The 1,163-nt window shown below is 44.8% G+C and carries 1 protein-coding gene; it reads right to left on the bottom strand.

Annotated elements, in window-relative coordinates:
* Positions 1-114: 114 nt before the first annotated feature.
* Positions 115-1,026 carry a histone deacetylase gene (locus I3248_RS12100; protein ID WP_238063987.1) on the bottom strand — a complete coding sequence of 304 codons (912 nt, stop codon included), beginning with the start codon at positions 1,024-1,026 and terminating at the stop codon, positions 115-117.
* Positions 1,027-1,163: the final 137 nt, after the last annotated feature.

Raw genomic sequence — 1,163 nt, 5'->3', positions numbered from 1 at the left:
GATTAACTAGTAGCGATCAGCAGTGCGCATTTGTGAATGTTCAACACGCCCTAATAAAGTGAAGGGTAAAAGATTTAATATCTGGTTCATTATTGACTACTATCGATGAACCGTTTACTCATTACCGAAATAAAGCCGCTGCGCTACCCGAAAAGTATTACAGTGCGCCTCAACGACATCCTCAATATCCTCTGAATAGCCGCCGCCCATTACAATAGCGACTGGAATATCAGCGTCTTTGGCTTGCTGCAATACGTACTCATCACGCGCTTTACAGCCGGCTTGGGTGAGCGCTAGCTTGCCTAATTTATCAGTCGCTAGTACATCGACCGCCGATTGATAAAAAATCATATCGGGGGCGACCTCGTCTAGTAAGCGCGGCAAAGTGTCTTTTAATACGCGCAAGTACTCTTCATCGCCAGTATCGTTATCAAGCTCAATATCTAAGTCAGAGATTTGCTTACGAAAAGGATAATTCCTGGCGCCGTGCATGCTAAAGATAAACACTCTAGGCTCATCAGCCATAATACTGGCATTGCCATTGCCTTGATGCACATCCAAATCGACAACCAGTATTTTGCTCGCCTGTCCGCGGTTTAGCAGTAAGTTGCTGGCGATACAGACATCATTAAATACACAAAAACCCTCACCATGACCGGCAAAAGCGTGATGGGTGCCGCCGGCGACATTCATCGCCACCCCATACTGCTGAGCGTATAGCGCGCACTCATAAGTGGCATGTGCGATATGCCGACCGCGGTCGACTAAAGCCTCAGTCATCTCAAAACCGATAGGTCGCGCCTCTTTGCGGGTTAAGGTTTGAGTCTTGAGCTTATACCAATACTCTTCCGTATGCGTCGTTAAGATCTCCGCTTCTGTCAGCGGTTTTGGCGCAAAAAAGTTATCGAGAGTAATGGTGCCTTCACGCAATAAGCGCTCAGGAATCATAGTGTATTTTTGCATAGGGAAGCGGTGTTTTTCAGGTACGACATAACGAAACACTTCAGAATAAGCTATTTTCAACATAGTACTATCTTTTAGAACGGTGGTTTTAAAGCGGAGAATTTAAAATGGTGATCTTACAACAATAGTCTTAAAGCGATGATTTCTTAGATTAACACACCAAGTGCAACGCTAATTAATATTATAGAACGCCTGCATAG

It is taken from the genome of Psychrobacter sp. Ps3 (assembly GCF_022129275.1).
Classification (GTDB): Bacteria; Pseudomonadota; Gammaproteobacteria; order Pseudomonadales; family Moraxellaceae; genus Psychrobacter; species Psychrobacter submarinus.
The sequence above is the reverse complement of the archived record's forward strand: the minus strand, read 5'-3'. Positions and strand labels throughout refer to the sequence as shown.